Genomic DNA, 24,710 nt, shown 5'->3' on the forward strand with positions numbered 1-24,710 from the left:
GATGACGAAATCCGCCAATGATGTCGTATTAACCGGTATCGGACTGGTGACCAGCCTTGGTGTCGGTCAGGCACCGCATGTTGCCATGCTGGGTGCAGACAATGCGCCGGAAGTCACTGTCGATCGGGAGACCTGCGCTCCTTACCCCGTTCACCCGCTACCCGAGATCGACTGGAAAGACCAGATTCCGCGCCGTGGTGACCAACGGCAGATGGAAAACTGGCAAAGGCTTGGCGTATACACGGCTGGTCTCGCGCTGGACGATGCCGGGGTCAAGGGCGACGAAGCGTATTGCAGCACGATGGACATGATTGTGGCGGCAGGCGGCGGTGAACGCGATATCGCCGTTGACACCATGATCGTCAACGAAGGTCTTAAGCGTAGTGACCGCGAAGTGCTTCTGAATGAAAAGCTTACGACCGAACTCAGACCGACGCTTTTTCTGGCGCAGCTTGCTAATCTGGTTGCAGGCAATATCTCGATTGTTCACAAGGTCACCGGATCGTCCAGAACCTTTATGGGCGAGGAGGGCGCGGGCATTTCCGCGATGGCCACGGCTTATGCCCGCGTTCTGGCCGGGCAATCGACTCACATGCTTGTGGGCGGGGCTTTTGTCGCAGAGCGACGTGATATCCTGCTGATGTTTGAAGCCATTCATGCCCTGACACGCGATGAGTGGAAACCTTTGTGGGACCGGCCTGCAGAAGATGACGGCGGCATGGTGCTTGGCACGGCTGGTACTTTTCTGGTGCTTGAATCTCGCGCATTTGCAGAAGCGCGCGGCGCGCATATTTACGCTGTTCTTGACGGTGTCGAGGGTGATCGCGGCAAACGCGATGCTGGTAAGTTTGAAGCACGTTTCGAACGTTTGTTCAGTGATGCCGGTTTTTCCGGGAATGCCGGTGATCTGATTTTCTCAGGGGCAACCGGGACATCGGATATTACAAGCCGTGAGGCTGCTTTCCTGAAGAAGACCTATCCGGGGGCGGCATTGCGTGGTTACACCGGCGTGACGGGACATGCGGTTGAGGCTAATTTCCCGCTGGGCATTGCGCTTGCCGCTCTGTCGCTGGACAAGCGCAAAGCGCCTCCACCATTTAACGGACCATCCGAAGCGCCGATGGATACGCCGGCGAAACATGCAGCCGTAACAACTGTCGGGCTACAGCGTGGCGAGGGTGTTGCCGTGCTGTCTGCTGACGAATAGAAAGGGTTTCAGGATGAGTAATGCCTACAAGGATCATCTTGGACGTCCGCTTGTTGCTGTGACCGGCATGGGCGTGGTGACCTCTTTGGGTCGCGGTCTGGAAGACAACTGGAACAAGCTCACAAGCGGTGTTTCAGGTATTCACACGGTTACCCGCTTTCCGACCGATAACCTCTCGACCCGCATTGCCGGCACGGTTGACTTTATTCCGTCTGATCCCAATCCGGTGGCACGTTCCTATGCGTTTGCGGAGGCGACGATTGAAGAAGCTTTGACGCATGCCGGGCTATCTGGCGATTTTGACGCGCCGCTGTTTCTGGCCGCCCCGCCGGTCGAGCCGGAATGGTCAATGCGTTTTGACCTTGCTGAGCGGGCGGGACCGCCGGTGGAAGAAAACGATGCCTATGTTCGTTTTCTTGCGGCAATGCGTGAGCAGGCCGATGCTGAGTTCTATGAGGCGGTTCAGTTTGGTTCGATTTCCGAACGTATCGCTGACAAATTTGGTACACGTGGCTTGCCGGTAACGCTGTCGACGGCCTGTGCCTCCGGTGCCACCGCCATCCAGCTCGGTGTCGAGGCGATCCGTCAGGGGCGCACCGATCGGGCGATGACAGTCGCAACCGATGGTTCTGTTGGCGCCGAAGCGCTTGTTCGTTTCTCGCTGCTTTCAGCACTTTCCACGCAGAATGATCCGCCGGAAAAGGCCTCAAAACCCTTCAGCAAGGACCGTGACGGTTTTGTCATCGCTGAAGGCGCTGCGACTTTGATTCTGGAATCTCTGGAATCCGCCGTAGCGCGTGGCGCAAAGGTATATGGCATCATGAAGGGCTGCGGCGAGAAGGCAGACCACTTCCATCGCACGCGCTCATCTCCCGATGGCGGGCCCGCAATTGCAACGATCCGCGCCGCGCTGGAAGATGCGGGCCTTGGAACGGACGGCATTGATTACATCAATGCCCATGGCACCTCGACGCCGGAAAATGACAAGATGGAGTATGCGGCGCTGAACGCCGTCTTTGAAGATGTTCTGCCGTCTATTCCATTATCCTCCAATAAGTCGATGATCGGTCATACGCTGACGGCTGCCGGTGCTGTTGAGGCGGTCTTCTCGCTTCAGACAATGCAGGCGGGTGTGCTGCCGCCGACGATCAATCACGTTAACCCCGATCCTGCCATCACACTGGATGTCGTACCAAATACAAAACGGGAAAAGGCTGTTTCCTCAGTTCTTTCCAGTTCATTTGGCTTTGGTGGCCAGAATGCCTGCCTGGTGATGACCCGTGAGGCTGGCTGAATACCGATCCTGATTTAATCTCAGATGGGTGAGGGCAGCGGCGTTGAGCCGCTGCTTCGCTATTGACCATGCGTGCATCCCCCGTCTATTCAAACCCGCAAAGGTCCGGTGTTGTCCGGTCCGTGCATGGTGACCCCGATGTGCAGCCAGTCCCTGGCGATTGCGGGGCTTCTGATGAGGATTTTCTAATGCGTGCATTGCAGCTTACAGATGACCGAAAGATTGAGGTTCGCGAGGTCGACGGACCGGATGCGCCCGCACCCGGCGAAGTAACGCTTCGGATTCAGGCTGTTGCGCTCAATCATATCGACGTTTGGGGCTGGCGCGGTATGGCTTTCGCCAAGCGCAAATTGCCGCTGACTGTTGGTGCAGAAGCGTCCGGCGTCGTTGAGGCGATTGGACCCGGCGTATCAAATGTTCTGCCCGGTCAGCTTGTCTCGATCTATGGTGCGCGTGTCTGCGGACACTGCAAGGCCTGTCGTGAAGGCCGGGACAATCTGTGTGAACACGTCTCCGGTGTACATGGTTTCCATCTTGATGGTTTTGCGCAGGATCGCATTAATATTCCGGCGCGCCAGCTTGTGGTTGCGCCGCCCGGCGTGGATGCCATTGGTGCCGCTCTTGCGCCTGTCACATTCGGAACTGTTGAGCATATGCTTTTTGATAACGCGAAGCTGCAGCCGGGCGAGACGATTCTGGTTCATGCCGGTGGCTCAGGCATTGGTTCGGCTGCCATCCAGCTGGCGAAGAAGATGGGCTGCATGGTGATCACAACTGTGGGCTCTGACGAGAAAATGGAAAAAGCCCGTGCTCTGGGCGCTGATCATGTCATCAACTACCGCGAAGACCGTTTTGAGGGCAGGGTGCGCAAGATTACCAAGAAAAAGGGCGTAGACGTTGTGTTTGAGCATGTTGGCGCAGAAACCTGGGCCGGTTCCATGCTTTCCATGAAGCGTGGCGGGCGTCTTGTGACCTGCGGGTCGACGTCTGGCGTTTCTACGAACGTTAACCTCATGATGTTGTTTCAGCAGCAGTTGAAGTTCTTTGGCTCCTTCGGTTGCCGAATGGAAAACATGGCTGATGCCATGCAGAAGATGGCGCAGGGTATCGTTCATCCTGTCATCGATACGATTGTGGATTTCGATGGGATCGATACCGCGCTTTCCCGGATGGAAACCCGTCAGGTATTCGGAAAGATCCTTCTGAAAGTGGATCCCGATCTGTGAAATCACTTATTACTCGCATTGTACTGAAAGCGCGGCAGTTCCAGCAATGGTCTGCCGCTCAGCTTATCTTCGCGCTGCTCTCGGTTTTAAAGCTGTTTCCGGCGGATGGATCCATTCGGTTTGCCGATCGCGCAATGCGATGGTTGGGGCCGAAAATCGGGCGCCACAAGCTTATTCTCAAGAATTTGCGTGAAGCTTATCCTGAAAAGGATGAGGCGGAGATTGAGCGGATTGCAATTGCCAGCTGGGGTCATATCGGCCGGCTGGCTGCAGAATATGTCTTTCTTGACAAGCTGTTCGATTTTGACCCCGAAAACCCGGATACGGGACGTATTGAGGTTGAAGGTGTTGAACGGTTCAAGGAACTTCTGGCGCTTGACCGGCCCTTTATTGTGTTTACGGCACACACTGCCAACTTTGAGCTTCTTCCCGTCGCTGCGGCATCATTCGGCCTTTATGTCAGCGTCCTGTTTCGCCCGCCGAATAATCCTTACATCGCGGACAAGGTGTTTCGCTTCCGGCGTAAACGTATGGGCAAGCTCGTACCCTCTCACGCCGGTTCGGCCTTTGCACTCGCGCATGCGCTGGAACAGGGGCAGGGCGTGGGCGTTCTGGTCGACCAGAAGTTCAGGCGCGGGATGCCGACGCAATTCTTCGGCCAGGAGGTCAGAACCAACCCTCTGCTCGCCAAGCTTGCCCGCCAGTTCGATTGCGCCATCTTTCCGGCGCGCTGTATCCGGCTTCCGGATAACCGCTTCAGGCTCGTGCTTGAGCGGGAAGTCGAGATTCCGCGAAATGAAAGCGGTGCTGTCGATGTCAACGCTACGGCGCAGATGTTGAACGACAAGGTGGAAAGCTGGGTTCGCGAATATCCCGAACAGTGGCTTTGGTATCATGATCGCTGGAGCCGACGGAAAACCGTCGGCGAGCGCATGAAAAGCAAACAGTCCGGGCAATAAGCTCAGATTTCACATCGCGGCAGCAGCTTCGTCATCAAGCCTGTTGGCTTCGGCATAGGCAGGCCGAGCGGCCAGACGCTCTGCATAAGCTTTGAAACCCGGGCGCTCGTCCAGAGTTCCGAACTGGAGCCCCCAGATGATCTGCGAGCCGACATAAACATCAGCGGCTGTAAAGCGTGATCCTGTCAGGTAGTCCTTGTCGGAAAGCGCCTTTTCTAGTGTATCCAGCACCAGGTTGAAGTGTCCGTATCCCACCATCCGTTCGCGTTCTTCGGGCACGGTGAAGCCAAGAGCCCGGTTCACTGCCGCAGATTCCAGCGGACCGGCGGCAAAGAACATCCAGCGATAATAGTCGGCGCGTTCCTCACTGGTCGGTGCCAGAACTGCATCGGGCATGACCTCGGCAAGATAGGCGCAGATAGCAGCACATTCGGTGACGATCTTGCCGTTGTGCGAGATTGCAGGAACCTTGCCCATTGGATTGATGGCTCTGTACGCCGCGTCCTTCATAGTTCCATCATAGGTCAGAATGTGCGTTTCGTAGGGAAGGGCAGTCTCCTCCAGCATCCAGCGTACGATGCGGCCACGTGATTGCGGGTTGGTGTAGAAATCAATCTTGGTCAACGGGTGTTCCTCCTCAAGTGTGTTCCTGATATGTTCTTTTAGCGCCATTTTGCTTGTGCTGGAAGCTGATTTCGGTCGCAGCAACAAAAAACCCGGCGGGAGGCCGGGTTTTTCGAAGTGCATCTTTCAGATCAATCAGGCTGCCATTGCCTTCTGCAGATTTTCGTCGATCTTATCGAGGAATGCCGTGGTCGAAAGCCATGGCTGATCGGGGCCGATCAGCAGCGCCAGATCCTTGGTCATGTGACCGGATTCAACGGTCTCAATGCAAACGGTTTCCAGCTTGTCTGCGAATTCTGCCAGTTCCTTGTTATCGTCCAGCTTGGCACGGTGGGCCAGGCCGCGTGTCCATGCGAAGATCGAAGCGATCGAGTTGGTCGAGGTTTCCTGACCCTTTTGGTGCTGCCGGTAATGGCGCGTCACTGTGCCGTGCGCGGCCTCTGCCTCGACCGTCTTGCCGTCCGGTGTCATCAGAACCGAAGTCATCAGGCCGAGCGACCCAAAGCCCTGCGCAACGATATCAGACTGAACGTCGCCATCGTAGTTCTTGCAGGCCCAGACGTAGCCGCCGGACCACTTCAGGGCGGAGGCAACCATATCGTCGATCAGGCGGTGTTCGTACCAGATTTTCTTGGCTTCAAACTGATCTTTGAATTCTGCGTCGAAAACTTCCTGGAACAGATCCTTGAAGCGTCCGTCATAGACCTTCAGGATTGTGTTCTTCGTCGACAGGTAGCATGGAACACCACGCTGCAGAGCGTAGTTGAAAGAAGCGCGCGCGAAATCACGGATCGAGTCGTCACGGTTATACATCGCCATCGCGACACCGGAAGACGGTGCGTCGTAAACGTCATGCTCGATTTCTGTTCCGTCTTCGCCGACGAATTTGATCGAAAGCTTGCCCTTACCCGGGAACTTGAAGTCGGTCGCGCGATACTGGTCACCGAAGGCATGACGGCCAACGATGATCGGCTGCGTCCAGCCTGGAACCAGGCGCGGAACGTTCTGCATGATAATCGGCTCGCGGAAGATCACGCCACCGAGAATGTTGCGGATCGTGCCATTGGGCGAACGCCACATTTTCTTCAGGCCGAATTCTTCAACACGGCCTTCATCCGGCGTGATGGTTGCGCATTTGATGCCAACGCCGTGCTTTTTGATGGCATTCGCAGCGTCAACGGTCACCTGATCATCGGTAGCATCGCGGTTCTGAACCGACAGGTCATAGTATTCGATCGGGAGATCGAGATAAGGAAAAATCAGCTTTTCCTTGATGAACTGCCAGATGATGCGGGTCATTTCGTCGCCGTCGAGATCGACGACCGGGTTTGCCACCTTGATCTTCGTCATTTTCCATCCTCGTCTGAAGTGAGCCGGTTTCCGGCACCTTGCGTTTTCAAGAAGTCTGGAGCGCTATAGCATTGCGATGCCGGGGAAAAAAGGCATTCGGATGCGAAACTTTAGTAAAAGACAAGCCTGTCCGTTTGAATTTTGCCAGCTCCGGTTCTTTTGCGTTTCCTGTCCATGACGCCGGCTTTGATATTGGACACTCCAATTTGTGTAACAATTGTTATTTTTAAAACATTTGTTATGATGCGGGCTCATCGGGAGTGCAATATGTCTGAATTGAGTGGTCCGGAAACTTCGGTTCTCAACATGATCCGTGAAAATCCGTTTGTTGGTCAGCAGGAAATGGCGGATCAGCTGGGGCTTTCGAGGTCTGCTATCGCAGCGTATATCGTGAAGCTGACGGAAAAAGGTTATATTCTTGGCCGTGGCTATGTGCTGCCGCGGGAAGACCGGGTGATGGTGCTGGGCGGCGCCGTTATTGATCGTAAATACCTTGCCCGTTCGCCGCTGATCGCAGGCACTTCCAACCCGGTTGAGGGCATGCGAAGTTTCGGCGGCGTGGCCCGCAATGTGGCAGAGAATCTGGCCCTTCTTGGTGCCAGCACGGGCTTTATTTCAGCAGTTGGAGCGGATGAGAGTGGCCGTGATCTGTTGCGATACATGCGCGACCGTGGTGTCGACGTCTCCAGCGTGATCTCTCTGGCGCAGGAGCGCACAGCCGAATATGCTGCGGTATTGGAGCCTTCCGGCGACCTTGCTTTCGGCATAGCTGACATGGCGATTTTTGATCGGCTGACACCGGAACTGATGGAGAATGTCTGGTCTTCGGTAACATCGGCCAGGCTTGTTTTTGCTGATTGTAATCTGCCTGCCGAAACGCTGTCTGCATTGATCTCGAAGAGCAAAGCTGGCCGGTTTGAACTTGCCGTCGATGCTGTTTCGACACCGAAGGTGACGCGGTTGCCGCAAAACCTTGATGGTATCGATTTGCTGTTTCTCAATCTGGATGAAGCAAGCACTTTGCTGGGCAAGACGTTTTCACGCACCATCGACGGGATGCGTGAGGCGGCCTTGAAATTGCATGGATGCGGGGCAGGTGCCGTCATTCTTTCCTGCGGCACAGATGGTGTTGTGGTGGCATCGCAAACCGATGAATGCTTCATTCCTGTCGTGAAGGCCAATCCCGTTGATATGACCGGGGCCGGGGATGCCATGATTGCAGGAACCCTGTTTTATTACCTTGAAAACGCTGAGCTTTGTGATGCCGTGCGCAAGGGCGCGCTCATTGGTTCCATGACGACCGAAAGCGCTGCCAGCGTTCATCCGGAGCTTTCAACCCATTTTGTCGAAGCCAATCTGCACAGGCTCGATCCGCATTTAAACCATGGAGATACAATTGTCTGAGATTGAAGTCATTCTGAGCAAGGAAGTGAAGGCTGCGCTGGAAACCGGAAAGCCGGTCGTCGCGCTGGAATCGACGATTATCACTCACGGTATGCCCTATCCTGCAAATCTGGAGACCGCGCTTGCTGTTGAGGAGGTTGTTCGGGAAAATGGCGCAGTGCCGGCCACGATTGCCGTCATCGAAGGTCGGCTGCATGCTGGTCTCGATCGTGATGTGATTGAGCGCCTGGCCAAGGTCGAGGATGGAATCGTAAAGGCGTCTGGCCGCGACCTTGCCGTTGCGATTGTGAAAGGTCAGACAGCTGGAACCACGGTTTCTGCGACGATGAAAATTGCGGCGCTGGCCGGAATTTCTGTCTTTGCGACCGGTGGTGTCGGTGGCGTTCACCGCGGTGCGGAGCACACGTTCGATATTTCTGCAGATCTGAGCGAACTGGGCCGTACACCGGTTACTGTCGTTTGTGCCGGTGTAAAGTCGATTCTCGATATTCCGAAAACGCTGGAGTATCTGGAGACCCAGCGTGTTCCGGTCATCGCGTATCAAAGTGATGATTTTCCGGCATTCTTTACCCGTTCGAGCGGATACCCGGCTGACCACCGCCTTGATAGCGCGGAGGAACTGGCGGGAATGGTTCTGGCGCACGATCGACTGGAGACGGGAACTGGTGTTCTGGTGGCCAATCCTGTGCCTGAAGCAGATGCTTTGACGCATGAATTCATCGATGGAACGATCGAAAATGCTGTGCGTGAAGCGGATGAAAAGAGTGTTACCCGTAAGGAGCTGACGCCATTCCTGCTGGCACGCATTAATGAGCTGTCCGAAGGTCGCAGCCTCACCGCAAATATCGCGCTTGTGAAGAACAACGCGAAACTGGCGGCGCAGATTGCAGTGGCAAAAGCTGCAATCTGAGGCCCTGTTTGTTCAGGCTGATTGCGTTTTGCAGACAGGCGGCGTTAGGTTTGCCACAGTAAACCAAGACGGAGTCTGTCATGTCCGATAACTTTCCGGCAATGATCATTCGGGATAAAGAGCAGAAGGGGGCAAGCCTTGAAACGCTGTCGCCCTCTGATCTGCCGGATTATCCAGTGCTCGTGCGTGTCGATTATTCATCTCTGAATTACAAAGATGGATTGGCAGTGACCGGGAAAGGGCGAATCGCCCGACGCTTTCCCATGGTGCCTGGCATCGACGTTGCTGGCACTGTGGTGGAATCCGACGATCCGGCGTTTAGTCCCGGAGACCAGGTCATTGCGAACGGGCATGGCCTGTCTGAGACGGAGTGGGGTGCCTACAGCACATTCCAGCGTCTGAAACCGGAATGGCTGATGCACCAGCCGGAAGGTTTTTCTCAAAAGCAGGCAATGGCCATCGGGACAGCAGGTTACACGGCGGCCTTGTGCGTCAATCAGTTGATTTCGTGGGGTGGGCTGGCTTCAGATCAGGGGCAGGTCCTTGTCACAGGCGCTGCCGGTGGCGTCGGATCATTTGCAGTCTCGTTGCTCAGCTCGCTCGGTTTCGATGTCACGGCTTCGACGGGGCGATCCCAGACGCATGATTACCTTCGTTCGCTGGGGGCGTCATCGTTTATCGACCGGGCGGAACTGTCCGAGCCGGGTAAACCGCTGCAAGCAGAACGCTGGATCGGGGCGGTTGATACCGTGGGGTCTGTGACGCTGGCAAATGTTCTCGCGCAGACGGCCTATGGCGGGGCCGTTACAGCCTGTGGGCTGGCCGGTGGATATGACCTTCCTGCAAGTGTGATGCCGCATATCCTCCGCTCCGTTGCGCTGATTGGCGTGGATTCCGTTATGGCGCCGAAGAAACGTCGCGAGGCCGCCTGGCGGCTTCTGCAGAAAACGCTTCAGCCGGAGCATATTGATATAATTGCGCCGATTGAGATCGGGTTTGACCGGCTGCCGAAGGCGGCTGAAGCCATTCTTGCAGGCAAAATTCGTGGCCGTGTCGTTTTGAAACTTGGTTAGAGCGTCAGGTAGAGAAGCGGAGTCCGTTTCTTCGCGGCCTCGAAGCTAAAGAACGTACGACACGTCGTTGCGAGCATTGCGATGAAGAATGAGGGCAGCCTGATCAGCCGGTCAGGCCTGCTCCAGTTCTTCAGACTTCGCAACGAGGCCATCATCCTCATTTTCTTTCAGGAAGTTTGCGAAATAACGAGAAAGTTTCGGGATTTTGATCAGTTCGTCCATTGAGTACTTATGGGAATCGCGCACCAGCGTTGAAGGGTTAAAATAGGCTTCCGCGTTTTCCGGTGTCAGGACGAATGGCGGCTTTCCCTCGCGGCAAAGGATATAGCTCATAATGAGCGCACCGGTGCGGTGATTGCCTTCGATAAAGAGCTGGGGACGACTGAGCACACGCACATAGATACCGGCTGCGCGCTTGCGCACGGGCTTCTTCAAATGGCGATTATACCAGTCAACCAGTCCGCCAATGTCACCGTAATGGCGGTCATAAAAATGCTCTTCGGTACGCAGAATGTGATTTGAAAATTCTGCACGCGCTTTCGGATCAGAACCACAGAGAACCAGGTGGTTAAGTTCCAGGAGGTGGTGAAATTCTCCGATATGGAGCAGGTCCACGCCGTCATTCAGGAGGCCGTTGATATAAGCGTAGCCTTCCATCATATGTTCAATCACCGTGTCAGGCATACCGTCACGGCGCATCGTCAGCATAGCATTGATGCGGTCAAACTGCCGCTGCGTGTCTCGCAGCTTGGCTTCGATCTTTTTAAGGTCGAGGCTGTGTTTGAACATAAATGGTTTCCAGAATCGGTTTCAGGCTCCGGAAAATCAAATGTTCCGAAATCTGCAGTTTTCGTAACCGTAGCCCTGACATCTTTCAGGTGTCAAAACAACGTCAGAAGCATGAAGTCAGCAAGACATAAACTTTAACTGTGAACGCGAATTTGACGATCTCATGCGCGTTAAGCTGTTTGAAACAGGCCATCTTTCAGTTTCTGACCATTGTCAGGCATTATAGGACAACGTGAATAATGCGCAAACCGAAGCCTGATATTCAAAAGGCGGCTCTATGAAACATAGCGCCGCCCGAAGAGAATGATACCGGGTAGTGTGATCAGCTGAATTCGCCGGAAAGGTATTCCTTGGTCAGGGTTTCTTTCGGATTTTCAAAGATCTGCTTGGTCTCGCCAACTTCTACGAGGAAACCGGTGCGGCCGCCCTGTGACATGTCGACGGAGAAGAATGCCGTCTTGTCAGCGACGCGGATTGCCTGCTGCATGTTGTGGGTGACGATGGCAACCGTGTAATCTTTCTTGAGCTCCAGCATCAGTTCTTCGATCTGGCGCGTTGCGATCGGATCAAGCGCAGAGCAGGGCTCATCCATCAGGAGAACGGTCGGCTCTGTGGCAATGGCGCGCGCGATGCAAAGACGTTGCTGCTGACCACCTGAAAGCGACAGACCATTCTGCTTCAGTTTGTCCTTGACCTCGTTCCAGAGTGCAGCACGTCGCAGCGCCTTTTCAACGCGACCGGAAAGGTCACCCTTAAAACCGTTCAGACGCAGACCAAAAGCAACATTTTCAAAAATGCTCATCGAAAACGGGTTGGGCTGCTGGAACACCATTCCGATGTGGCGACGGACGACAACCGGATCAACGTTCTTGCCGTAAACATCCTGACCCAGGAAGTGTACGTGACCTTCCAGACGGAAAACCGGGATCAGATCGTTCATACGGTTCAGGCTGCGCAGAACCGTCGACTTGCCGCAACCGGACGGACCGATAAAGCCAGTGATCTTGCCCTTTTCGATGTCGACATCAGCGTCGCGAACAGCAAGGAAATCACCGTAAAAGATCTTCTCGATCTTTGCGCCGATCGCGACTTCGCCGCTTTCAGCCTGCGCATTGGCGTCCCGAAGGTTACTCATTTCCATGGTAGCAGACATTGTTTCAGACCTTTTATAATCACACGCGGCGTGTTCCGAAGGAACGGCTCAGGATGTTGAACACAAGAACGATCAGCACCAGCACCAGTGAGGCAGTCCAGGCAAGCTCGATCTGGTTTTCATAGGGCATTGCTGAGAAGTTATAGATCAAAATCGACAGCGAAGCAGTCGGTTCTGTGAAACTCCCGATCCAGTAGTTCGAAAACAGCGCTGTGAACAGAAGCGGGGCAGATTCCCCCGAGGCTCCGGCCACCGCAAGCATTACACCGGTCATAACACCTGGAAGCGCTGTCGGCAAAACAATTTTAGTTGCGACTTGAGAAGAATTGCAGCCCATACCGTAGGCGGCATCTTTCATGCGCTGCGGCACCATTCTGAAGGCCTGTTCAGATGTCAGCAGAACGGTCGGCAGCATCAGGATTGCCAGCGATACGCCACCGGCAATGGCGGAGTAGGTGCCCATGACAACAACAAGCCAGGCATAAACGAACACGCCGGACAGAATGGACGGGAACCCGGTCAGAACCTTGCCGACGAAACGTATAGCGGCGGAAAACCGGCCGTTGGGGTTGATCAGACCAGTGTAGATGCCGCCCAGAACGCCGATCGGGATCGAGATCAGTGCGCCGATTGCAACCATAACCAGCGTGCCGACGATGGCGTTACCAATGCCGCCACCCTGTTCAAACGGAGCAGGCGGCAGCTCTGTGAAAATCGCTGTGCTGAGACGAACGCCACCGCGGCTGATCAGCATATAAAGAACCGAAATCAGCGGAATGGCTGCGATGCCAGCCAGTATCCAGAGGAGAATTGTCTGGACAAAATTCATCAGTGTTCGCTTTTCAGCAAACGAAAAATCCAGATTTGTGTCGCCGAGCGCGATTGCCTCGGGGTTCATCGATGTTTGATCCGTCATACTCATCTTGATGCTTACCCTTTATGGCCTCAGGTCACGGTCTGGCGAGACGTGTAATTCATGATAATGGTGCCGATGATATTGACTGTCATCGTGATCACCAGAAGCGCGATCGCGGCATACATGAGAGGGCCGATCTGGTTTGCGCCGGCTTCCGGAAATGTGGAGGCCAGAAGCGATGCCAGTGTCGTTGCCGGGGCGAAGAGCGAAAGCGTAACCTGCTGCGAGTTACCGATCAGCATGGCCAACGCCATTGTTTCACCGAGCGCGCGACCAAAACCCAGAACCAGGGATGCGAAAATGCCGCCGGATGCGGTCGGCAGGACGACCTTGCGAATGGCTTCCCACTTGGTCGTACCCATGCCGTAGGCGGCTTCCTGTACCTTCATCGGGATGGCCTTGAAGGCATCCTGAGAGATGGCCGCGACTGTCGGCAGGATCATGATGGAGAGAACGATCATGGCCGGGAACATGCCCGGACCTGCAAGCGGTGTTGAGAAGAACGGAATGAACGAGAAGTTATCGTGCAGCCAGCCTGCGATGGGGCGGATTGCCGGGATCAGAACATAGATACCCCAAAGGCCGTAAACCACGGAAGGAATGGCGGCGAGCATCTCGACGATCAGCCGGAAGACCCATGCAAGGCGGGCATTGAGGAACCCCTGCGTGAGAAAGATCGCGACAGCGACCCCAAGAGTGCCGCCGAAAAGAAGAGCCAGAAGCGAGGAGTAAAGTGTACCCCAGATCTCGGCAAGAATGCCGTATTCATTCTTGTTCGGGTTCCAGTCTACGGTGGTCAGAAACTGCAGACCATATTCACGAATGGCCGGAGCGGCCTGTCCACCAAGCTTCCAGAAAATGTAAACGAGAAGTGCGACGGTCAAAAGCCCGGCGAAAAAGGTCAGAAACCTGAAGGATTTGTCATAACCATATTCAAATGCGGTTGGCGGTCTTGAAACGCTGCCATCCGGCAGAACGGTTTTCTGATTGTCGGCCATCAAGGGCTCCTGCTAGCGGCGATCGGATCGGCTTTGCACGATCTCGTCAAAATACTGGCGATCGGGACGCCAGTTAAATTCAGGCAATTCAGAAAAGCCGGGGCGTAAAAGTTTACGCCCCGGCAGAAATTAACAATGGCTGCGATTAGCCGCCGATTTCTTCCATCGACTTCTTGTCGAGTTCGATGACGTTTTCCGGAAGCGGGATGTAGCCCAGCTTGTCGGACATCGTCTGGCCGGTGGTCAGGCCGTAGTTGATCATTTCCTTCAGAGCCTTAACAGTGGCTTCGTCCTGGCCCTGCTTGTAGAAGAGCAGCCAGGTGAAGGTGGAGATCGGGTAGGCATTTTCGCCCTTCGGATCTGTGATGAATGCACGGTTGTGTGAATCGAATTCAGCCGAAGCAAGCGCAGCCTTACCAGCGTCAGCACCAGCCTTCACGTAGTTGCCAGCCTGGTTTTCCAGCATGGCGTAAGGCGTGTTGGTCTGCTGAGCGTAACCATACTCGATGTAGCCGATTGCGCCGGGAGTCTGCTTGATCGTAGCCGTGATGCCCTGGTTGCCCGGAGCAGCGATGAAGTTCGAAGCCTTCGGCCACGGAACCGTCTTGCCAGCGCCGACAGTGCTCTTGAAGTCGTCAGAGATAGCAGCGAGGTGGTTCGTGAAGTTGAAGCTCGTGCCGGAGGAGTCGGAGCGAACGACGACAGTAATGTCTTCGTCAGGCAGGTCGACGCCTTCGTTGGCAGCAGCGATTTCTTCGTCATTCCACTTGGTGATTTCACCGAGGAAGATCTTCGGATAAACGTCGCGCGGCAGCTTCAGGTCGGTAACGCCATCAAGATTGAAAGCGAGAACAACTTCACCCGCTGTCATCGGCAGAAGAACAACGCCGCCGTCGATCTTGGCGATTTCTTCGTCATCCATTGCAGCGTCAGATGCAGCGAAGTCTACAACGCGGTTGGTGAAGTCTTCGATGCCCGCACCGGAACCCTTGGACTGGTAGTTAACCTGGATACCAGACTTTTCGCTGAAATCCTTGAACCAAGCAGAGTAGAGCGGGAAGGGGAAAGATGCGCCCGAACCGGTCAGCTTAACATCCTGTGCGTGAGCAACAGTGCCGGTAACGGCCATAGCGGCAGCAACGACGGCAACCTTAGCGCCCGTGGAGAAAGTTCCGATTTTCATCAGATAGCCCTTTTGAGGTTTGGTTGAAAACGGTTTTCCCTATAACAACGAAAGTGATACAAGAATAGCAGTGTTGTAAAAATTTCACATTTCTCGGTTTTATGTCTTTTTATTTTACAAAAATATTACTTTACTGTCATAAAAGTGTCATATGAGGCGTTTTACTGGTTTTGATCTGCTGTTTCCTGCAACCTTGGGTGCGTTTTTGCAAGGCTGCAACGCTGATGCGCTTTGCAAAGGTAAGGTTGAATATGACAGTCGCCAGCGATGGTCGTCAGCCTTTTTCGGCCGGGTCTGGTGCGAAGTGTCTGATTGATTTCGCGCATTGTCATGACAGGTGATAAGACTATCGTTGTAATCGGGTGGCATTTCCCGAAGATACCTCACGATTGTTTTCCAAAGCGAGATAAGAGCATTGACTGAACTGACCTCTGATCAGGCCGGTTTTCCGGATGACGATAATCATTTTGCCGAACGGCTTGTCGCACGGCAGAGACTACTGGAAATGCAAGCGCTTACAGCGCTTGACGCTGGCAGGATACTGATGGAGACAGGCGCAAAGTCAGCCGTTGTGCGGGATGGTATAGAGCGGGTTGCGCGCGGACTTGGCGCGCGCACTGTTGATATTCGCGTTGGCTTTGCGTCGATTTCCGTGACGCTCGGTGATGACGTTGTCACAAGCACGCATATGACAAGTGTCGGCCACCATGGTGTCAATATGCGGGTAAACCATAAGGTTCGCGAGATCTGTGCGGCGGCTGGCAAAGGTGGCCTATCGCTTGAAGAACTTCGCAGGCGGCTTTCAGAGGCGCAGCTTGCCACGGAGAAACATCACAGAATGCTCAATGTCTTTGCGGCGGGGCTGGCCTGTGCTGCTTTTGGAAGGCTTTTAGGGGCGGATGCGCCTGCATTCGTGACAACACTGCTTGCCAGCATGATCGGTCAGTATGTTCGTCTGCAAATGCTGGAGCGTCATTACAATCCCTTTGTCGTAACAGCCTTTGTGGCGTTCGCTGCTGCCTTTCTTTCCGGTGTTGGTGCAATGTTTGCCGGAAGCAGCATGATTGATACCTCCATGAGCGCTGCCGTGCTTATGCTGGTTCCTGGTGTGCCATCCATGAACGCGCAGACAGATATCATGGAAGGATTTCCCACGCTCGGCAGTGCGCGCTTTGTAACTGTCGCGATGATTCTGGTTTTTATCACCGTGGGTGTTGGCGGTGCCCATATCGCGCTTGGCGGTGGCCTTCACGACGCGGTAAAACCCGTCCCGAACATTCTTCATCACGCATTTTTCGGGGCTGTGGCTGCCGCCGGGTTCGGCGTGCTTTTCAATTTTGGCTATCGCAATCTTGGTTGGGCGGCGCTTGCCGGAGCGCTTGCGCTGGCCGTTCGGACCTACTGCATGTTGCGTGGCTGGCCGCTCGAAGCTGCGTCATTTGCTGCTGCTGTTGCAGTGGCGCTGGCGGTTGAGCTTTCCTACAATACACCGTTTCCTGTCCGTCGTGTTGGAAATGCCATTGCTGTGGCTGGCTGCATTCCCATGGTTCCCGGAAGTGCTGCAGCGCACTGGATCATCGGCCTTCTGGAAATTACCGTTCAGCCGCTTGATAAATCGGACCAGATGCTTGCAGCGACCACCAGCGCTGGCTTGCAGGTCATCTTTACGGTTGGCGCTATCGGTGCAGGATTGACGGCTGTATCGTCGCTTTTCAGGCGTCCTGAATTCCCTGAAAGCTGAGATGAAAAACGGGCGCCTCCTGGACAAGGCGCCCGCCTGATATTCGTCTTTGGTTTTGCTGATGGCTCAGCGAAGATTGGTGCGTGTCAGCTCGAGAAGCTCGTCGCCGCGACCATTCAAGATGGCGCGCATCATGTAAAGGCTGAAGCCCTTTGCCTGCTCCATCGTGATTTGCGGCGGCATGGCCAGTTCCTGTTTCGCGGTCATGACATCGATCAGCACCGGACCGGGGGTGTTGAAGGCGTCATCCAGTGCTTCCGGCAATGCCTTGGCATCTTCCACATGAATACCTTTCATGCCCGCAGCTTCGGCGATTTTCGCAAAGTCAGGGCTGCTCAGGTTCGTCGAATCAGAGATGTAGCCACCCGCTTTCATCTCCATTGCGACGAAACCCAGCGAACGGTTGTGGAAGACAACAATCTTCAGCGGCAGTTTCATCTGGGTAACGGAGAGAATCTCCCCCATCATCATCGACAGACCGCCATCGCCACACATGGCAACGACCTGCCGATCCTTGTCGAGCGCCTGCACGCCAATTGCCTGAGAAAGCGCATTGGCCATGGAGCCGTGAGCAAAAGAGCCCACAAGTCTGCGTTTGCCATTCATCTTCAGATAGCGGGCGGCCCAGACTGTTGGCGTGCCCACATCGCAGGTGAATACGGCGTCTTCACTCGCCTTCTCACTGAGCAATTTCGCGACATATTGTGGGTGGATCTGGCCGGATGCGCTTTTTTCTGTCGCCAGAGCATCCAGGCCTTCGCGTGCTTTGCCGAAGTGTTTGACTGCTTCTTCCAGAAAACGACTGCTCTTGCCCGATTTAAGCTTTGGCAGCAGCGCGCGAATGGTCGTGCCGACGTCACCCAATATACCAAGATCAACCTGCGTATGTGCGCCCATTGCTTCTGGTCGCATATCGACCTGCGCAATTTTGGCGTCTTCGGGATAAAATGCCCGATAGGGGAAGCCTGATCCCAGAATGAGTAATGTCTCGGCATTTTCCATTGCATGATAGCCGGAAGAAAAACCGATCAGTCCGGTCATGCCCACATCGAACTTATTATCGTAGTCGAGAAATTCTTTGCCACGCAATGCATGAACAATCGGAGACTGCAGCGCCTCGGCGAGCTCAAGCACGTCATCGCGTGCCATGGCGCAACCCGCACCGCAAAGAAGTGTCGTCTTGCTGCTGGCATTCAGCAGTTCAGCCAATGCATCGATTTCGCTTTCCGGCGGCAGGATGGCGGGCTGTTTTGGTGTGTTCCAGCGAATTCCGGTGCCTTCCGGCATGGCCTTCAGCGCGATATCACCGGGCAGGACGATCACGGCGACACCCTTCTTGGCGATTGCCGTGCGCATCGCGACTTCCAGAATATATGGCATTTGGTCAGGCGTTGAAATGAGCTCGCAATATACACTGCATTCGCGAAACAGTTCCTGCGGATGTGTTTCCTGAAAATAGCCGGATCCGATCTCGGAGGAGGGAATGTGAGCCGCAATAGCGAGTACTGGCGTATGGTTGCGGTTGCAATCATAAAGGCCATTGATCAGGTGGAGGTTGCCGGGGCCGCATGAGCCTGCGCAAACCGCCAGCTCGCCCGTCATATGTGCTTCTGCACCGGCGGCGAATGCGGCGGCTTCCTCGTGCCGGGTGCCCATCCACTCAAGCGTTTTCAGGCGTCCGATGCTGTCGCTTAAACCGTTGAGCGAGTCACCCGTAACGCCCCATATCCGCTTGACCCCGGCTTCTCCGAGATAGCGGGCGATGTAATGTGCAATGCTTTCGGCCATGGATTCGCCTTTTCCTGTTTGGCAATGAAGTGGCGGACAAGGCAGAATGAAAACTCACTGCCATCCCACCTTGTTGTCGCGCCCACTTCAGCCTCGTTCATCTGGCTTGTGTGCGAGAGATCAGAACGCCGCTTTTCATGCCGGATTTTAAAGGTCGGTTCAGCATGAAGGTCTGGCTTACGAAAGAGCTTAGCAATGAAAGCAGGTGAGTTGAAGCGGTTATAGGACAGATCGACTGGATCTGCTGTTCAGATCACGAGGCGGACTTAATGAAGCTGATCCTGAAAGAGCCTGAGCCAGGGCTTTTCCTGTGCGAATTGCGCCAGTTGATCGCCTGGCATCGGTTTTGAAAACAGGTAGCCCTGAAAGATATCGCAGCCCAGTCTTTCCAATATCTCAACCTGTTCAATGGTTTCGACACCTTCCGCGATAATCTCAATGCCGAGCGAGCGTCCAATCTCGACGATTGAACCGACAAGCCGACGCTGGCGCGGGTCCGTTGTCACAGGTTGGACAAGCTGGCGATCAACCTTCAGCCGCTTGGGCGATAGCGATAAAAGGCTGGTTATCGATGCATAACCTGTACCGAAGTCATCGATCTCGATATCAATACCCATGGCGCGTATCTGTTCGGCAATTTCATCGATCTTTGCATCGGGTTCATCGAAGGAGATCGATTCGACAAACTCGAAGCTAAGGACGCCAGGTTCGAACTTATGTTCTTGAATAGCTTTTATAAGTGTTTCATCGGAAAGTCGCTGCGCTGAGAGGTTCACAGCTATGCGCGGAACGTTGACATTGTTCTCACGCCAGATCTGATGCTGGCGTGAGGCATGTTTAAGAACAGCTGAATCAATGCGTGCGATTGCACCAATGGTTTCCGCTGTTGTGATGAAAGCAGCTGGAGAGAGTATGCCGTGTTCTGGATGATTCCAGCGCACAAGCGCTTCCACACCTGCCAGTTGATGGCTTCTTGCCGTGATCTGCGGCTGATAGAATGCGAAAAACTCATCATTTTCGAGGCCTGCCAGGATCTCATCTGCAAGGCGTTTTGTATTGATTGCGGCGGTTTTCAGCGTGGCGTTGAAGATAATTGAGCGGGCTCTTCCCGCCTTTTTGGCTTCTGCCACCGCGATGCTGGCGTTAACAAGTGTATCACGCATGGCAGAGGCAGACACTTCGTCCGACCAGGCGATACCGACACTTGCGGAGACGCGGCATTGGTGAGACGCATAATGAAATGGCTTGCTGAGCGCCGTAATGATGGCTTTTGCACGCCGCGACATTTCTTCATCGTTACCGTCCCAGTGCGTGACAATGACAAATTCGTCACCGCCAACGCGCGCGATAAAATCGCCCGGTACCGACAGGCTTGTCAGCATCCGGGCAACGTGACGCAGCATCGCGTCACCACCGGCATGGCCCAGTGTATCGTTGATTTCCTTGAAACGGTCGAGATCGATGTGAAGCGCTGCATAAGGCGGCTCCAGCGATGACGGCTCGAAGCCCGTCACGAAGGCATCTTCGAGAAATTTACGGTTGGGGATACCTGTCAGGGTATCATGCAAGGCTGTGTGTTTCAGCCGTTTGTGAGCATCCTGCAGTGCCTGATTACGCCTGTTTGCCTCGATGTTGCTCTGCCGCAGGTCCTCCTGCAGTTGCATATCCTGCGTCACGTCAGCGTTGACACCGATCAGGTTCTGACCCTGGTTTGGTTCGAAATAGCTGCTGCCCAGAACCCGGATAAAACGGACGGAACCGTCTTCGCGGATAATCCGGAACGTAGACTGAAAGTCCTTTTTGTCTTCGATGGATCTACTGATATTTTCCATCTCCCTTTCACGATCTTCGGGGTGAAGGCGGGAGGCCCATTCATTAAGGTCTGGAAGATCCGCACCGTCGGGTACTTCATAGATTTCACGCATGCGGTTATCCCAGAACATATCGTGGGTTTCTACGTTGAACTCCCATACCCCGATTTTGGACGCTTGCAAGGCAATGCGCATTCTTTCCGAGAGGCTTTTCAGCTTCTTTTCGCGATCTTTCAGAACATCGAGGTTCCGCCCGCGTTCTCGCATCAGAAAGACAATGCCCCAGATCGCAAGAATGATAATCAGCCCGGTTCCGTCGATGATGACGTTCCGTTCGATAATGCGGCGAGTAGGTTCTTTCCATCCACTGGCCGGCCGTGCCGCGATTGTCCATTGCGTTTCAGCAAAGCTGATCGTCTGCTCTACCGGGAGGCCAGAAAAAGCATCAGGGTTGCCGTAAACGGCTCTGCCGCGGCTTCCGTCGGGGTTTTGAACCGCAACGCCAACTGTGAGATCGCTCGTATCAGCGATCCAGTTGCTCTCAGAGAAGAGCCTTTCGAGGTCAATGATGGCGGACATCAGGCCCCACGCATTCGCTGTGTCCGAAGTGTAGAGCGGTACGAAGACGAGGAGGGCTGCACCACCTTGAACAAGGTCAATGGGGCCATCGACCATGGCTGATTTGGTGGTCAGGGCCTTCTTGATGACGGTAAGCTGGTTTGGGTGGTCTTTGTAATTGAGGCCGAGCGCATCCTCATTCTTTTCCAAAGGGTAGACAATCTGGATTTTAAGATCGCGCGCAAGTGCCAGGCTTTTAACAATATCGGTGTGCCGCAAGAGATCGTCGGCGCGGGCATTAAAAGTTTGCGCGCTGATATCGGGTTCCTGTGCGACTGTTGCGCCAAGGCCTTCAACAAGACTCACCAAGCTTGAAATTTCACCTGTCAGACGCGTTGCTTTCAAAGAAAGCCTTTCGGCAGTCTGCAGCCTGAGATTTGCAAGGTAATTGGAGCGTACCTGATGGTTCGCGGCATAGACGGAAGCAATCACGAGAAGCGTGGCCAGCAGTGCCAACACATCTCCCAGTGTTATGCGCCGCTTTTTAGCGAAAGCTTGTGTTTCACTTTCCCTTGCCATTTCACCTCTTTTAGGCGCCGTATGTTTATATCAGGATAATGCCTGTAACCATTCATAATTGAATGCATTTCAATTTCAACACGAAATGTATTGTTTTAACTAATGAATATTGTTTTTTATTTTATGTTTCTAATTTATTTTTAAATATAACAACAATTTATATTTATTTTTTTTGATTTTTTGAACTGCCGTATGGATTCTCAATTAAAAATGGATTTATCTTTTTGTGCAATTTTAAGGGGTGGTCTCGCGCTTGCTTTTGGTCACATTTAACGCGGGCCTTTGGGAGGATTCCGGAGATAGATGGTTCATTTCACAAAAGCAACTTGATTTGCGTCGCCTTGGCTACACCGATAAAAACCGCTCCCGTTGACGGGGGCGGTCATCTTCAAATCATACTCGCTATTGATGAAGGTGCAGAATTTATTCCGCTGCCCTGTTCGCCATTGGATTATTGGGGTGCTCTGTCCAGTTGGCGTAATCGGCGGTCACGGTCTTGCCTGTGCGTTTGTCGGTTTCGCCGGGAGCCAGTGCAACCATATCGATACAGTTTTCGACAGGACAGACATTGACGCAGAGATTGCAGCCCACGCAGTCTTCCTCCTTGACTTCAAAGCGGCGCTCGCCGTCAACAATCGCGGTAATCGCTTGATGCGATGTATCTTCACAGGCGATATGACAGCGGCCGCATTTGATGCAGGCATCCTGATCGATCCGGGCTTTGGCGATGTGATTGAGGTTCAGATATTGCCAGTCGGTGACGTTTTGAACAGCGCGTCCGGAAATGTCATCAAGGCTGCGATAGCCTTTGGCATCCATCCATGCTGAAAGGCCGGAGGTCATCTCTTTCACGATCTTGAAACCATAGGTCATCGCTGCAGTGCAGACCTGAACATTGCCCGCGCCTAGTGCCATGAATTCAGCTGCATCGCGCCAGGTCGTGACGCCACCGATACCGGAGATCGGTAAACCTGCTGTTTCCGGGGCTCGCGCAATCTCTGCGACCATGTGCAGGGCAATCGGCTTGACCGCCGGGCCGCAATAGCCGCCATGTGTGCCTTTGCCGCCGACGGTTGGCGAGGGGGCCATGGCATCAAGATCGACAGAGACGATGGAATTGATCGTGTTGATCAGAGAAACTGCATCAGTTCCGCCACGTTTTGCCGCCCGCGCTGCCTGACGGATATCGGTGATGTTTGGCGTCAGCTTTGTGATCACGGGCATACGCGAATACTGTTTACACCAGCGGACAACCATTTCGACATAATCAGGTACCTGCCCGACTGCGGCACCCATGCCACGCTCGGACATTCCGTGAGGGCAGCCGAAATTGAGCTCGATACCATCCGCGCCGGTTTCTTCCACCAGTGGCAGGATCGCTTTCCAGCTTTCCTCGTCACAGGGCACCATGATTGAGACGACGATTGCGCGATCCGGCCAGCGGCTTTTGACCTCCTTGATTTCACGGAGGTTGGTGTAAAGGTCGCGATCAGTAATCAACTCGATATTATTCAGGCCAAGAAGACGGCGATCCGCGCCCCAGATGGCGCCGTAGCGTGGGCCGTTGACATTCACGACCGGAGGGCCTTCTTCACCGAGCGTTTTCCATACGACACCGCCCCAGCCTTCGCGGAAGGCACGTTCCACGTTATAAGCTTTATCAGTCGGTGGGGCTGAGGCGAGCCAGAACGGATTTGGCGATTTGATGCCGACGAAATTGTTTGAAAGATCAGCCATGTTTTATCTCCTTCCCGAACTCAAGCGACGGCGCTCACGCCAGCATTTTCGCCAGCGAGCACTTTGTTGATGGCCATTGCAGCATCGCGGCCTTGCGCCACCGATGTCACGGTCAGGTCTTCACCTTGTTTGATACAATCGCCTCCGGCCCAGACGTCAGGAAGGCTGGTGCGTCCATCTGCATCAACAGCGATGCGGCCGCCTTCAAATTTCAGGCTGTTCAGATGTTCTGTCACGAAGCTTTGACCGATCGCTTTCAGAACATGGTCAGCGGCGATAACGCCGGTTTCACCAGTTAACTTGACCCTGCCGTCGACAATCTCGGTCTGCTCGAACAACACACCCGTAACATCGCCGTCTTCTCCGAGAATTTCCTTCGGAGCCAGGTAATGACGCATGAAGACACCTTTCGAGGCTGCAAGCTCCTGCTCGAACTTTGAGGCGCCCATTGCGTCTGCGCCGCGGCGATAGCAAAGTGTCACTTCCTCAGCGCCAAGCAGTTTTGCCTGCACAGCAGCGTCGATGGCCGTCATGCCGCCACCCAGAACAACGACGCTGGAGCCTACCTTGACGGAGGCCAGATCTTCAGCCTGTCGCAGCGTTTCAATGAAATCGACGGCATTCTCGCAGCCCTTCAGGTCCTCACCGGGGATCCGCAATGCGTTTACGTCACCGAGGCCGATACCAATGAAAACCGCATCGTAGTCGCGCCGCAGGTCTTCGAGCGTGAAATCACGTCCAAGTGCCTGATTGCAGCGAATTTCAATGCCGCCGATTTCAAGCAGATAAGCAATTTCCTTCTGTGCGAAATCTTCAGTCGTCTTGTATGCGGCGAGACCGTATTCATTTAGTCCGCCGGCCTTGTCTCTGGCTTCCAGAATCACAGCATCATGTCCGGCCATGGCAACGCGGTGGGCACAGGCGAGCCCGGCCGGTCCTGCGCCGACAATTGCAACACGCTTTCCGGTGTCGTCGCTGCGTTCATAGAATTGCTGGCCCTCAGCCATCGCTTTATCTGTGGCGTAGCGTTGCAGAAGGCCGATTTCGACCGGCTTTTCTTCGGCAGTGTTGCGAACGCATGCTTCCTCGCACAGCGTTTCGGTGGGACAGACGCGCGCGCACATGCCACCGAGAATGTTCTGGTCGAGGATTGTCCTGGCGGCCCCGATCGCATTGTCCGTTGATATCTGGCGGATGAAGAGCGGAATATCGATGGCAGTGGGACAGGCTGTCATGCAGGGTGCATCGTAGCAGAAGTAGCATCGGTCTGCTTCAACGGCAGCTTCATGCCGGTTCAGCGGCGGGTGCAAATCGGAAAAGTTCTTTGAATAGTCGTCAGGCGTCAAACGCCCGCCCCGAAGGGCAGGTTTCAAGTCATCCATCGCTATGTTCCCCATTTTTGGTTTTATC

The 24,710-nt window shown here is 54.4% G+C and carries 19 protein-coding genes; 8 read left to right on the forward strand and 11 right to left on the reverse strand.

All coding sequences use genetic code 11. The features are described from left to right. Position 1 precedes the first annotated feature (1 nt). From EDC90_RS08170 to EDC90_RS08185, 4 genes are all read left to right on the forward strand, one after another. Positions 2-1,207 carry a beta-ketoacyl-ACP synthase gene (locus EDC90_RS08170; RefSeq protein WP_132310374.1) on the forward strand — a complete coding sequence of 402 codons (1,206 nt, stop codon included), beginning with the start codon at positions 2-4 and terminating at the stop codon, positions 1,205-1,207. A 13-nt stretch (positions 1,208-1,220) separates the two neighbouring features. After that, entirely contained in the window at positions 1,221-2,501 is a 1,281-nt protein-coding gene (locus tag EDC90_RS08175; RefSeq protein WP_132310376.1) for a beta-ketoacyl-ACP synthase, read from the forward strand. Positions 2,502-2,689: 188 nt separating this feature from the next. Beyond that, positions 2,690-3,727, forward strand: coding sequence for a zinc-binding dehydrogenase (locus tag EDC90_RS08180; RefSeq protein ID WP_132310378.1), 1,038 nt, complete (start codon positions 2,690-2,692; stop codon positions 3,725-3,727). Continuing rightward, on the forward strand, positions 3,724-4,686 hold the full coding sequence (locus EDC90_RS08185) for a lipid A biosynthesis lauroyl acyltransferase (RefSeq protein ID WP_132310380.1): 963 nt from the start codon (positions 3,724-3,726) through the stop codon (positions 4,684-4,686). Before EDC90_RS08180 ends, EDC90_RS08185 begins: the two co-directional genes overlap by 4 nt. Positions 4,687-4,695: 9 nt before the next feature. On the opposite strand, the gene EDC90_RS08190 is transcribed toward EDC90_RS08185, so the two are convergent. Both EDC90_RS08190 and EDC90_RS08195 read right to left on the reverse strand, forming a co-directional pair. Next, positions 4,696-5,310, reverse strand: a complete 615-nt coding sequence (locus tag EDC90_RS08190) for a glutathione S-transferase family protein (RefSeq protein WP_281015399.1) — start codon at positions 5,308-5,310, stop codon at positions 4,696-4,698. Between the two features lie 135 nt (positions 5,311-5,445). Then, complete coding sequence (locus tag EDC90_RS08195) at positions 5,446-6,660, reverse strand: NADP-dependent isocitrate dehydrogenase (RefSeq protein ID WP_132310384.1); 1,215 nt, start codon at positions 6,658-6,660, stop codon at positions 5,446-5,448. 267 nt (positions 6,661-6,927) lie between these two features. On the opposite strand from EDC90_RS08195, the gene EDC90_RS08200 reads away from it, so the two are divergent. The 3 genes from EDC90_RS08200 to EDC90_RS08210 all read left to right on the forward strand — a co-directional run bounded on the left by EDC90_RS08200 (position 6,928) and on the right by EDC90_RS08210 (position 10,047). Beyond that, positions 6,928-8,064, forward strand: coding sequence for a carbohydrate kinase (locus tag EDC90_RS08200; RefSeq protein WP_132310386.1), 1,137 nt, complete (start codon positions 6,928-6,930; stop codon positions 8,062-8,064). Continuing rightward, the gene (locus EDC90_RS08205) at positions 8,045-8,974 is read left to right on the forward strand and encodes a pseudouridine-5'-phosphate glycosidase (RefSeq protein ID WP_165972782.1); all 930 of its coding nucleotides are present in this window, start codon (positions 8,045-8,047) and stop codon (positions 8,972-8,974) included. Before EDC90_RS08200 ends, EDC90_RS08205 begins: the two co-directional genes overlap by 20 nt. A gap of 80 nt (positions 8,975-9,054) precedes the next feature. Further along, positions 9,055-10,047 (forward strand): MDR family oxidoreductase, encoded by a 993-nt coding sequence (locus EDC90_RS08210; RefSeq protein WP_132310390.1) that lies wholly within the window; start codon positions 9,055-9,057, stop codon positions 10,045-10,047. 111 nt (positions 10,048-10,158) lie between these two features. Here the strand turns inward: EDC90_RS08210 and EDC90_RS08215 are convergent, their stop codons facing one another. The 5 genes from EDC90_RS08215 to pstS form a co-directional block, all read right to left on the reverse strand. Beyond that, positions 10,159-10,836 carry a hypothetical protein gene (locus EDC90_RS08215; RefSeq protein WP_132310392.1) on the reverse strand — a complete coding sequence of 226 codons (678 nt, stop codon included), beginning with the start codon at positions 10,834-10,836 and terminating at the stop codon, positions 10,159-10,161. Positions 10,837-11,158: 322 nt separating this feature from the next. Continuing rightward, positions 11,159-11,989, reverse strand: coding sequence for a phosphate ABC transporter ATP-binding protein PstB (gene pstB, locus EDC90_RS08220; protein ID WP_132310394.1), 831 nt, complete (start codon positions 11,987-11,989; stop codon positions 11,159-11,161). A 19-nt stretch (positions 11,990-12,008) separates the two neighbouring features. Continuing rightward, a complete protein-coding gene (pstA, locus tag EDC90_RS08225; RefSeq protein ID WP_132310396.1) occupies positions 12,009-12,911 on the reverse strand; it encodes a phosphate ABC transporter permease PstA in 903 nt (300 codons plus the stop codon). A 23-nt stretch (positions 12,912-12,934) separates the two neighbouring features. Then, positions 12,935-13,903, reverse strand: coding sequence for a phosphate ABC transporter permease subunit PstC (gene pstC, locus EDC90_RS08230; RefSeq protein ID WP_132310398.1), 969 nt, complete (start codon positions 13,901-13,903; stop codon positions 12,935-12,937). Between the two features lie 145 nt (positions 13,904-14,048). After that, positions 14,049-15,086 carry a phosphate ABC transporter substrate-binding protein PstS gene (gene pstS / locus EDC90_RS08235; RefSeq protein WP_132310400.1) on the reverse strand — a complete coding sequence of 346 codons (1,038 nt, stop codon included), beginning with the start codon at positions 15,084-15,086 and terminating at the stop codon, positions 14,049-14,051. Between the two features lie 415 nt (positions 15,087-15,501). Between pstS and EDC90_RS08240 the strand changes: the two genes are divergently transcribed. Beyond that, complete coding sequence (locus tag EDC90_RS08240; protein WP_132310402.1) at positions 15,502-16,827, forward strand: threonine/serine exporter family protein; 1,326 nt, start codon at positions 15,502-15,504, stop codon at positions 16,825-16,827. 66 nt (positions 16,828-16,893) lie between these two features. Here EDC90_RS08240 and poxB read toward each other — a convergent pair whose 3' ends face one another. From poxB to EDC90_RS08260, 4 genes are all read right to left on the reverse strand, one after another. Next, positions 16,894-18,615, reverse strand: coding sequence for a ubiquinone-dependent pyruvate dehydrogenase (gene poxB, locus EDC90_RS08245; RefSeq protein ID WP_132310404.1), 1,722 nt, complete (start codon positions 18,613-18,615; stop codon positions 16,894-16,896). Between the two features lie 266 nt (positions 18,616-18,881). Continuing rightward, on the reverse strand, positions 18,882-21,500 hold the full coding sequence (locus EDC90_RS08250) for a bifunctional diguanylate cyclase/phosphodiesterase (protein ID WP_165972783.1): 2,619 nt from the start codon (positions 21,498-21,500) through the stop codon (positions 18,882-18,884). A 486-nt stretch (positions 21,501-21,986) separates the two neighbouring features. Beyond that, on the reverse strand, positions 21,987-23,300 hold the full coding sequence (gene preA / locus EDC90_RS08255) for an NAD-dependent dihydropyrimidine dehydrogenase subunit PreA (RefSeq protein WP_132310407.1): 1,314 nt from the start codon (positions 23,298-23,300) through the stop codon (positions 21,987-21,989). 20 nt (positions 23,301-23,320) lie between these two features. Then, a complete protein-coding gene (locus tag EDC90_RS08260; RefSeq protein WP_132310409.1) occupies positions 23,321-24,682 on the reverse strand; it encodes an NAD(P)-dependent oxidoreductase in 1,362 nt (453 codons plus the stop codon). Positions 24,683-24,710: the final 28 nt, after the last annotated feature.

It is taken from the genome of Martelella mediterranea (assembly GCF_004342225.1).
Lineage (GTDB): Bacteria > Pseudomonadota > Alphaproteobacteria > Rhizobiales > Rhizobiaceae > Martelella > Martelella mediterranea_B.

Excerpts from the sequence above, each read along its gene's own strand:
- EDC90_RS08170 (WP_132310374.1), top strand. The coding sequence starts at position 2 with ATGACGAAATCCGCCAATGATGTCGTATTAACCGGTATCGGACTGGTG.
- EDC90_RS08175 (WP_132310376.1), top strand. The coding sequence starts at position 1,221 with ATGAGTAATGCCTACAAGGATCATCTTGGACGTCCGCTTGTTGCTGTG.
- EDC90_RS08180 (WP_132310378.1), top strand. The coding sequence starts at position 2,690 with ATGCGTGCATTGCAGCTTACAGATGACCGAAAGATTGAGGTTCGCGAG.
- EDC90_RS08195 (WP_132310384.1), bottom strand. The coding sequence starts at position 6,660 with ATGACGAAGATCAAGGTGGCAAACCCGGTCGTCGATCTCGACGGCGAC.
- EDC90_RS08200 (WP_132310386.1), top strand. The coding sequence starts at position 6,928 with ATGTCTGAATTGAGTGGTCCGGAAACTTCGGTTCTCAACATGATCCGT.
- EDC90_RS08205 (WP_165972782.1), top strand. The coding sequence starts at position 8,045 with ATGGAGATACAATTGTCTGAGATTGAAGTCATTCTGAGCAAGGAAGTG.
- EDC90_RS08210 (WP_132310390.1), top strand. The coding sequence starts at position 9,055 with ATGTCCGATAACTTTCCGGCAATGATCATTCGGGATAAAGAGCAGAAG.
- EDC90_RS08215 (WP_132310392.1), bottom strand. The coding sequence starts at position 10,836 with ATGTTCAAACACAGCCTCGACCTTAAAAAGATCGAAGCCAAGCTGCGA.
- pstB (WP_132310394.1), bottom strand. The coding sequence starts at position 11,989 with ATGTCTGCTACCATGGAAATGAGTAACCTTCGGGACGCCAATGCGCAG.
- pstA (WP_132310396.1), bottom strand. The coding sequence starts at position 12,911 with ATGAGTATGACGGATCAAACATCGATGAACCCCGAGGCAATCGCGCTC.
- pstC (WP_132310398.1), bottom strand. The coding sequence starts at position 13,903 with ATGGCCGACAATCAGAAAACCGTTCTGCCGGATGGCAGCGTTTCAAGA.
- pstS (WP_132310400.1), bottom strand. The coding sequence starts at position 15,086 with ATGAAAATCGGAACTTTCTCCACGGGCGCTAAGGTTGCCGTCGTTGCT.
- poxB (WP_132310404.1), bottom strand. The coding sequence starts at position 18,615 with ATGGCCGAAAGCATTGCACATTACATCGCCCGCTATCTCGGAGAAGCC.
- preA (WP_132310407.1), bottom strand. The coding sequence starts at position 23,300 with ATGGCTGATCTTTCAAACAATTTCGTCGGCATCAAATCGCCAAATCCG.
- EDC90_RS08260 (WP_132310409.1), bottom strand. The coding sequence starts at position 24,682 with ATGGATGACTTGAAACCTGCCCTTCGGGGCGGGCGTTTGACGCCTGAC.